General features: G+C 66.9%; 10 protein-coding genes. 6 read left to right on the plus strand and 4 right to left on the minus strand.

The features are described from left to right. Window positions 1-167: 167 nt before the first annotated feature. On the plus strand, window positions 168-1,034 hold the full coding sequence (locus tag VD964_RS11695; protein WP_324868752.1) for a class I SAM-dependent methyltransferase: 867 nt from the start codon (window positions 168-170) through the stop codon (window positions 1,032-1,034). A 148-nt stretch (window positions 1,035-1,182) separates the two neighbouring features. Here the strand turns inward: VD964_RS11695 and VD964_RS11700 are convergent, their stop codons facing one another. Next, window positions 1,183-2,076 (minus strand): LysR family transcriptional regulator, encoded by an 894-nt coding sequence (locus tag VD964_RS11700; protein ID WP_324868754.1) that lies wholly within the window; start codon window positions 2,074-2,076, stop codon window positions 1,183-1,185. 75 nt (window positions 2,077-2,151) lie between these two features. Between VD964_RS11700 and VD964_RS11705 the strand changes: the two genes are divergently transcribed. Further along, complete coding sequence (locus VD964_RS11705; protein ID WP_324868756.1) at window positions 2,152-3,414, plus strand: MFS transporter; 1,263 nt, start codon at window positions 2,152-2,154, stop codon at window positions 3,412-3,414. A gap of 18 nt (window positions 3,415-3,432) precedes the next feature. Beyond that, window positions 3,433-4,524 (plus strand): alpha/beta hydrolase, encoded by a 1,092-nt coding sequence (locus VD964_RS11710; protein WP_324868758.1) that lies wholly within the window; start codon window positions 3,433-3,435, stop codon window positions 4,522-4,524. A gap of 195 nt (window positions 4,525-4,719) precedes the next feature. On the opposite strand, the gene VD964_RS11715 is transcribed toward VD964_RS11710, so the two are convergent. After that, entirely contained in the window at window positions 4,720-5,646 is a 927-nt protein-coding gene (locus VD964_RS11715) for a DUF5996 family protein (RefSeq protein WP_324868760.1), read from the minus strand. Window positions 5,647-5,809: 163 nt separating this feature from the next. Between VD964_RS11715 and VD964_RS11720 the strand changes: the two genes are divergently transcribed. The 3 genes from VD964_RS11720 (at window position 5,810) to VD964_RS11730 (ending at window position 7,664) form a co-directional block, all read left to right on the plus strand. Continuing rightward, window positions 5,810-6,373 carry an NADPH-dependent FMN reductase gene (locus tag VD964_RS11720; protein WP_324868762.1) on the plus strand — a complete coding sequence of 188 codons (564 nt, stop codon included), beginning with the start codon at window positions 5,810-5,812 and terminating at the stop codon, window positions 6,371-6,373. A gap of 121 nt (window positions 6,374-6,494) precedes the next feature. Further along, entirely contained in the window at window positions 6,495-6,701 is a 207-nt protein-coding gene (locus VD964_RS11725; RefSeq protein WP_324868763.1) for a DUF6494 family protein, read from the plus strand. Between the two features lie 114 nt (window positions 6,702-6,815). Continuing rightward, window positions 6,816-7,664, plus strand: a complete 849-nt coding sequence (locus tag VD964_RS11730; protein WP_324868765.1) for an inositol monophosphatase — start codon at window positions 6,816-6,818, stop codon at window positions 7,662-7,664. Between the two features lie 91 nt (window positions 7,665-7,755). Here VD964_RS11730 and VD964_RS11735 read toward each other — a convergent pair whose 3' ends face one another. Both VD964_RS11735 and VD964_RS11740 read right to left on the minus strand, forming a co-directional pair. Next, window positions 7,756-7,911 carry a hypothetical protein gene (locus tag VD964_RS11735; protein ID WP_324868767.1) on the minus strand — a complete coding sequence of 52 codons (156 nt, stop codon included), beginning with the start codon at window positions 7,909-7,911 and terminating at the stop codon, window positions 7,756-7,758. Between the two features lie 31 nt (window positions 7,912-7,942). Then, the gene (locus VD964_RS11740; RefSeq protein WP_324868769.1) at window positions 7,943-8,731 is read right to left on the minus strand and encodes a recombinase family protein; all 789 of its coding nucleotides are present in this window, start codon (window positions 8,729-8,731) and stop codon (window positions 7,943-7,945) included. Window positions 8,732-8,881: the final 150 nt, after the last annotated feature.

Below are 8,881 nucleotides of genomic sequence, written 5' to 3' on the forward strand. Positions count from 1 at the left end.
CGAGCAGGCGGATGTGAAGGCCGGTTGCGGTCATCGGACCCGTCTCGGCATTCCAACGATCGCTCCAACGAAGGCTCCTACGACCGCGTCCGTACAGTACCAGCCGGCTCCGACCCGCGGCAACGAGGCGGACGGATGGCCAGACAACCCGAATTGGGAGAACCCCCATGACCGTACAGACCGCACCCGTCTTCGACCCCGTCGCCTACAAGACCACGACCCGCACGCAATGGCAGCAGACGGCGAAGGCGTGGAACGACTGGGGACCGCTGCTGCGCCGCTGGCTCGGTCCCGCCACCGAACTGATGCTCGATATGGCGGAGATCGGACCGGGACAGCGCGTCCTCGACGTCGCGGCCGGCGCGGGCGATCAGACGCTGCAGATCGCCGGGCGGGTGGGGCCGCAGGGCTACGTGCTGGCGACCGACATCGCCTCGAACATTCTCGACTTCGCGGCCGGCAACCTGCGCAACGCGGGATGCCACCATTGCGAAACGCGCGTGATGGACGGCGAGGCGCTGGAGGTGGAGGAGGGCTCGTTCGACGCCGTGGTGTCGCGCGTCGGCCTCATCTACCTGCCGGACCAGGTGAAGGCGCTGGAGGGCATGCGGCGGGCCGTGACGCCGGGCGGGCGCGTCGCCGCGATCGTCTACGGGCGTGCCGAGGCGAACGGCTTCTTCGCGACCCCGGTGTCGATCATCCGGCGCCGCGCGCAGCTGCCGCCGCCGCTGCCCGGGCAGCCCGGCCCGTTCAGCCTCGGCGCTCCCGGCGTCCTGGAGGGTCTTTACCGCCGCGCCGGCTTCCAGAAGGTCGAGACGATCTCGGTGAACGCGCCATTGCTCCTGGGATCGGCGGCCGAATGCCTGCGCTTTGAGCAGGAGTCGTTCGGCGCCCTGCACCAGATGCTCGCCAACCTCGACGCGCCAGGCCGCCAATCCGCATGGGACGAGATCGCCGTGGCCCTGCGCGCCTACGAAACCGAGGATGGCTTCGTCGGCCCGTGCGAGCTGCTCATCGCCGTTGGAACCCGTTGAAGGGAGGCCGTCATGAAGGAGCCGATCTGAGCCGGACAGCAATGACGGCGGCCCGAAGGCCGCCGTCCCCTTTTGCCACACTGCTCCAGCGCCCCCATCACTCGGGGACCGGAGCATGTATGGCAGACGTCCAGAAAAGGACATTCCCTCATCCACGATAGCGCAGCGCCTCGACGAGCAGGGCGAAAGCGGGCGATTGCTGCCTCCGACTGGGATAGTACAAGTGGTAGCCGGGAAGCGGCGGCGTCCAGTCCGCCAGCACGCGGACCAGGTCACCGGCATCCAGATGGGGTTGCGCCACATCCTCGGGCATGAAGGCGATGCCGAGGCCATGAAGCGCAGCGTTCCTGATCACCGCGATGTCGTTGACGGTCAGCTGCCCTTCGACGCGCACGTTGATCTCGCGCGTGCCCTTCTCGAATTCCCAAACATAGACTCCGCCCAGTGTGGGCAGGCGTAGATTGATGCAGCTGTGCGCCGCCAGATCCTGAGGGACCTTCGGCTTGCCGTGCTTCTTGAAGTAGGCAGGTGTAGCAATGGCGGCCATCCGGATTTCGGGTCCGATCCGCACGGCGATCATGTCGCGGGCGACTCGCTCGCCCATCCGAATACCGGCGTCGAAGCGCTCGGCGACGATGTCCCGGAGCGTGTTGTCGACGACCAGGTCGACCCGGACATCCGGGTACTCGGCCAGGAAGTTTGCAAGAGAGGGCCAGAGGATCGTTTCCGCCGCGTGGTCCACAGCCGTGATGCGGATGATGCCCGCCGGCTTGTCGCGAAGCTCGGACAAGGCGGCCAAGCCGGTCTCGATCTCCTCCAGATGCGGCCCTACGGTCGCGATCAACCGCTCGCCGGCGTCGGTCGGGGCCACGCTGCGGGTCGTCCTGGTCAGCAAGCGCACCCCCAGCTTCTCCTCAAGGGCGCGCATGGTCTGGCTGAGCGCGGACGGAGACACGCCCAGCTGAGCTGCCGCGCGCGTGAAGCTGCGTTCGCGCGCCACGGCGATGAAGGCGCCAAGATCGGCGAGTGGGGCACGGGGCATTCTGAAGCCTCACTTAAAGATTCATGCCGAATATAGCGTCTAGTTGCGGGTGATTGCAGCCGCTACCTAGCTGTCATGCAAACCGACACCACCCCTTCATCGACCGCGGCCGAGACCGAGCGCCACGCGCGTCAGGCCGCACCCTCGCACGCTGCGGGCTGGAGCGCCGTCTTCGCGCTGACGCTCTGCGTCGGAACTCTGATCGCGTCCGAGTTCATGCCCGTCAGCCTGCTCACCCCGATCGCTTCCGACCTGCGGCTGACCGAGGGCCAAGCCGGGCAGGCGATCGCGGTGTCCGGCATCTTCGCGGTGCTGACCAGCCTGTTCATCTCGTCCGCGACGCAAGCCATCGACCGCAGGGCGCTTCTGCTGGGGCTGACCGCGGTCATGCTGGTGTCAGGTCTGGTCGTCGCCTTTGCCCCGAACTTCACCGTCATGGTCGTCGGCCGCGCCCTCGTCGGCGTGGTGATCGGCGGCTTCTGGTCGATGTCGGCTGCGATCGTCATGCGGCTGGTGTCCGAAGACGAGGTGCCCCGGGCCCTCGGGCTCCTGAACGGCGGCAACGCGCTGGCCACCACAATCGCGGCGCCGCTGGGCAGCTTCCTTGGCCAATACATCGGCTGGCGCGGGGCCTTCTTCACCGTCGTCCCGCTGGCGGCGCTGACCTTCGTGTGGCTGTTCATGACCTTGCCGTCGATGCCCGCGCGCGGTCGATCCAGTGCGGCTGCGGCGTTCCGAGTCCTGCGCCGCCGGAACGTGCCGCTCGGCATCATGGCCGTGTCCCTGCTCTTCATCGGCCAGTTCGCCCTGTTCACCTATCTCCGGCCGTTCCTGGAGACCGTCACGGGCGTGAGCGTCTCGGCGCTGTCCCTGATTCTGCTCGCGCTCGGGGTGAGCGGCCTCGTGGGCACGTACCTGATCGGCTTCGTCGTCAAGACCCGGCTGTATGGCCTGCTCGTCGCGATGCCGCTCGCCCTGGCCGTGATCGCCCTCGCCCTGATCGCCGTCGGATCGTCCACCGTCGCCACCGGCGTGCTGCTGGCCCTGTGGGGCTTCATCGCCACCGCCGCGCCGGTCGGCTGGTGGACCTGGCTGAGCCGGACGCTTCCCGACGACGCCGAAGCCGGCGGCGGGCTGATGGTCGCGGCGATCCAGCTGGCCATCACCCTCGGCGCCTCGGCAGGCGGCCTGATGTTCGACGGCAGCGGCTACCAGGCCACCTTCGCCGTCAGCGCCGCCATCCTGTGCGGCTCCGCCGTGGTGGCGTTCATCGCGTCCCGCCGGGCCGCTGCGGCCGGGCGATCCGAAGCCCGGAGAGATGCCCACGCGACCGCGTGATCGAAAGGAGACGCTGCGATGCGCGACCCGAACGACCTCACCATCATCAGCAGGCGGAACCTGCTGCACTGCGCCGGCGCCGGAGCGACAGCGCTCGCCCTGGTGTCACTCATCAACATCCCATTCACGGAGGCCAAGACGATGCCGAACGGCGCAGACAACTTTTACACCAGCGACAGGGTCGACCTGCAGAAGGTCACCTTCGACACCCAATACCGGATGAAGGTCGCCGGCAACCTCTTCACGCCCAAGGCGCTCGACCGCAACGTCAGGACTCCGGCGATCGTCGTCGGTCACCCCATGGGCGCGGTGAAGGAGCAGAGCGCTAACCTGTACGCGATCAAGATGGCCGAGTTGGGCTTTGTCGCGATGTCCATCGACCTGCCTTTCTGGGGCGAGAGCGTCGGTCAGCCGCGCAATGCGGTGGCACCCGATCTCTATGCGGAGGCGTTCAGCGCCGCCGTCGATTTCCTGGGCACGCGGCCGTTCGTCGACCGCGAGCGCATCGGCGGCATCGGCGTCTGCGGCAGCGGCGGCTTCCTGGTCAGCGCGGCGAAGATCGATCCGCGTCTGAAAGCCATCGCCACGGTCAGCATGTATGACATGGGCGCGGTCACCCGGAACGGCTACAACACGTCGCAGACGCTCGCGCAGCGCAAGGCCCTGCTCGCCCAGGCCGCGCAGCAGCGCTATCAGGAGTTCACGACCGGCGAGCAGATTTTCCGGAACTACCTGCCGATGCAGCTGCCGGCGGATGCCGACCCCGTCACGCGGATGTACCACGAGTTCTACCGGACCGGGCGCGGCCTGCACGTCCCCGAAGGGCGGACTCCGGAGCTGACCCAGAACCGCACCCTTGCGGGCGAAATCAAGTTCATGAACTTCTATCCGTTCAATGACATCGAAACGATCTCGCCGCGCCCGATGCTGCTCATCGTGGGGGATCAGGCGCATTCCAGGGAGTTCAGCGACAACGCCTACGCCCGAGCGGCAGAACCAAAGGAAGTTTTCTGGGTTCGGGGGGCAAACCACGTTGATCTCTACGACCGCGTGGACCTGATCCCCTGGGCTAAGCTTCAGTCGTTCTTCACTCAGCACCTCTCGGCCTGACGCCGGCGCCAGACCTGCACCCGAAGGTGGCCTGAACCGCTTTGGCCCGCATTCCTGACACGCGTCGACGTTCAAGAGTGCGGGCCGATGCTCTCCAGCTCCGCCGGCGAGCCGATCTGAGCCGGCCAGCAAAGACGGCGGTCCGAAGGCCGCCGCCCCCTTCTGCTACACTGCGATACCTGCGTCGATGGACCGTCACAGCCGGCGTGGCCGACGTGGCTCCCCGAGCGCGCATTCAAGACGTCCGCGTTCCCAGCCGCCGAGGTCGGCCGCCGCGCGGTAGGTGCTCTCCAGGAACGCCATCAACGCCGCCTCCGGGTCGACTGCCCGACGCACGACATCGTAAGGCAGCAGGAACTCGCCGAGGCCACGGTTGAAGCGCGCGTCCTCCGGCTCGACCCTGGCTTCGGCGAATCCCTCGGGCGCCGGGTAGGCATAGGAGTAGAAGGCGGGGTACTCGATCATCCCGCCCCCCGGCCAGAAGCCGGCTGACGACACCTCGTGGCTGTAAGCCTCGCGGGTGACGTCATCCGGCAGGGCCGGGATCCCGCCGGGGTGAAGGGGCGCCGTGGCCCCGGAGAAGCGTGTGACCGCCAGATCGAAGCTCCCCCAGAAGAAGTGCACCGGGCTGACCTTCCCGAGATATCCCGTGCGGAACCGGTTCATCACGCCGTCAACGGCCACCAGAGCGCCAAAGAACCGCCGCACGGCATCCGCATCGTAGGGACGTTCGATCCGGTCCTCGGCGAACGGCACCGGGTCGGGCACCTCGTTGGGACGGCCGTCCAGCCAGGGCGTGGCCCCGAGCCACGCGAGCAGCTCCATGAAGCGGGTGTGAAAGCCGGCGACCGTCGTCGGGCCGAGGGCGAAGCGGCCGGAACGGCCATCGGTGGCGCACCCCACCACCGCGTGGTCGAGCAGGTCGAAGGCAATCTCTACGCCGCCCGGCCCGTCAGGGACCAGTCCGGTTGTCAGTCCCCGTCCGTTTACGTACAGCGTGGCGTGCCAGGAATGGTTCACCCAGGGTGTCCGGGCAAGACGGTACTTGCCCACGATCTGCGTGTAGAGGTGCAGGGCCGTGCAGGTATCCCGCCAAGGCCGATAGGGAATGTCCGGCCACATCAGCGCCTCCTCGCGGGATCGAAGCGGATACGGGGAACAAGGTGGAGGCTTGCGGCTCGTCGGCCATCCCCCGGCGGGAACGCGCGGCGGGCCGCCTTTGAAGACCGCGCTGAGGCGGCCATATTGCCCAACAGCGGCTGATCGCATGACCATGGGGGTGCGGATGACCACACTGATCGGATTGTCGGGCAGTCTCCGCCGAGGCTCGCTCAACACCGCCTTGCTGAAGGCCGCCGCCGCGGCGATGCCGGATGGCGCGACGCTGACCATCGGCAGCATCCGTGGCATACCGCTTTATGACGGCGACCTCGAGGCCGCCGAAGGAATCCCGCAGCCGGTGGCGGAACTGAAGGACGCCATCGCGGCCGCCGATGGGTTGCTGCTCGTCACGCCCGAGTACAACAACTCGATCCCCGGCGTGTTCAAGAACGCGATCGATTGGCTGTCCCGGCCGCCGGCCGACATCCCCCGGGTCTTCGGCGGGAAGCCCGTCGCGCTTATGGGAGCCTCGCCCGGCGGCTTCGGCACCATCCTCAGCCAGAACGCCTGGCTGCCGGTCCTGCGCACGCTCGGCACCGAACTGTGGAGCGACGGTCGCCTGCTGGTCTCGCAGGCGCACACGATCCTCGGCGAGGGCGGCGCAATCTCAGACCCGAAGGTGGAAGAACAGTTGCGATCGTTCCTGCGGGGCTTCACCGCCTTTGCCCAAAGGTCGCGGAATAAATAATCGCGCACCCGAGGGATCTGGTGCTCACATCGAACGATGTCATTGTCCGGTTGGTCGAGCAGGCGCTCGCGGGAGACTGCGGGCACGCAGCGCCACGGACTCAAAGGCGGTGGAGGGAGCGATGAACGACGACACCTTCAACATGGATATCCGCAAATTCCTCAAAACCCTGGGCGTGACATCGCAGCGCGAGATCGAGCGAGCCGTCGGCGAGGCGCTGGCTTCGGGTCGTCTGAAGGGCAACGAAACGCTCCGGGTCCGGGCGGTGCTGACGATCGATGACGTCGCGCTCTCACACGAGGTCCGGGGCGAGATCGCCCTGGAATAGCGGTCGGACCGTGGCCGCAGAGGCGGCCCCCCTGTCACTACACCGCTCAGACCGCAGGCCGTGCAGAGTTCCGGAATTTGCCAAGGTGACCATCCTGCACTTCAATCGGGCGCTATGATGCAGTTCGCGCTCTCTGACGCCCTTCGGATCGGCGAGATCCTGTCCTTGGCTGCCCGGACCGAGATCATGCCTCGGTTTGGCGAGCTGGTCGCCGGGCAGGTGCGCGAGAAGTCGTCGCGATTCGATGTCGTCACGGACGCGGACGAGGCGGCCGAACGCGCCATCTCCACCGCGCTGGAGGCTGCCTACCCTGGAGCGGTCGTCATCGGAGAGGAGGCCGCCGCCGGGAATTCCACTCTGCTCGATGCCATTGGCACGGCCGACCTCGCGTTCGTGCTCGACCCACTCGACGGCACCAAGAACTTCGCTTCCGGACTGCCGCTGTTCGGAGTCATGGTCGCGGCGACGGTACGGGGGGAGGTGGCGCTCGCCGCCATCCACGATCCGGTGTGCCGCAATACCGCCTACGCGCTTAGGGGCGAGGGGGCGTGGATCCAGGGTGAGGGAGGCGCCCGGGCAGACTTGGCGGTCGCTGGCGCGGTGTCTGTCCGGGAGATGCACGCGATCATCGGGACGAACTTCCTGCCTGAGCCCCTGCGCACGACTGTCAACGGCAACCTCTCGCGGCTGGGATTGAGCGCGTGGCTGCGGTGCGCCGCGCACGAATACCGGATGGCTGCGGCGGGCCACTGCGACATCCTGTTCTACAACAAGCTGATGCCTTGGGATCATGCGGCAGGCTGGCTGCTCCACCGCGAGGCCGGCGGCTACAGCGCCCACTTCGATGGCACTGCCTACCACCCGACCCATCTCACCGGGGGCCTCATCTGCGCCTCCGATGAACCAAGCTGGCAACTCGTCAGGGAGGCCTTGCTGGAACAGCGTGAGCGCCTTCAAGCTTGAGCGGCTCCGGGCGCACCTCAGTTCGCGACCACCGGCTCGGCACTCGACAGACAGCTATCTACCGCGGGATCCGCCTTGATCACGCCCGCGATCAACGACCTGGCTTCACGGGAGGCTCATCGGCCGTCCGGATCACCTTGTACAGCGCCAGTCCGCCGCCAATGAGCGGCACAGCTTCCAACGTCACCGAGCCGAGCCGCACGTCGATCCAGAAGGTCCCTGTAATCCCCAGGATTCCGAGCAGCATCCACCCCAACACCGGCATCTGGGTCTGCCCTTTACTCGCTTTCCGTTGGATCGTGCCGCGGGCCAAGCACCCTGAACAGAGTGCGTCGCGACACCTTGTACTGTGCGGCAATATCCTCCACCGAGATTGAGGGATCGGCCCACAGCGTCCGTGCAGTGTCCAGCCGAACGCCGGTCAACACCGGCTTGCGTCCTCCAGGTCGGCCCCGGGCGCGAGCCGCCGCAAGGCCAGCACGCGTGCGCTCCCGAATTAGGTCGAGCTCAAACTCTGCAATGCCGGCCACGATGGTGAACATGAGCCGCCCCACTGGGATCCCGGTGTCGATGCCGAGGTTCAGGACGCGCAACGCGACACGGCGCCGCTCCAGAACCTGCCCCAGTTCCACTAAGTGAGCGACCGACCGCGCCAAGCGGTCCAGCTTGACGACGACCAGGACGTTGCCGGGCTGAAGGGCGCGCATACATGCGGTCAAGCCGGGCCGTTCTGCCTTCGCGCCGCTCGCGACATCGGTGTAGATCCGGTCCGGGTCAACACCAGTACGTACCAGCTCGTCGAGCTGCGGATTCAGCGTCTGATCAGAAGTTGATACGTGCACAGTGCGCTCGAAACTGAACAGGACGACCGGAGGAAAGTGAACGGCCTGTACGGCAGCATGAACAGCGGAGCGGGTTGAGCAGCCGAGCGGCTTCTCGCGCCTTCGTCGCACCAGTAACGGCCCGTGCCGTTGCTCCTCTGCCAAGAGGAGACACGGCATGCCGAGAACGAGGATCGCGATGAGGAAGGTGAAAGAAGTGCTTCGGCTCCGATACGATCTCGCCATGAGCTACAGCTGCGGATTCCGATGAAGCCGGCCGGGGATTCCGATCTGAAGGCGGTCCAGCGTTCCGGGCTGAAGCCGGTCCACGGTTCCGACGCGATATCGGCCATCGCGTGACGCCCGTCCCCGGGTCGCTTTGCTCATCTCATGAAG

This window comes from Azospirillum sp. (genome assembly GCF_035628975.1).
Classification (GTDB): domain Bacteria; phylum Pseudomonadota; class Alphaproteobacteria; order Azospirillales; family Azospirillaceae; genus Azospirillum.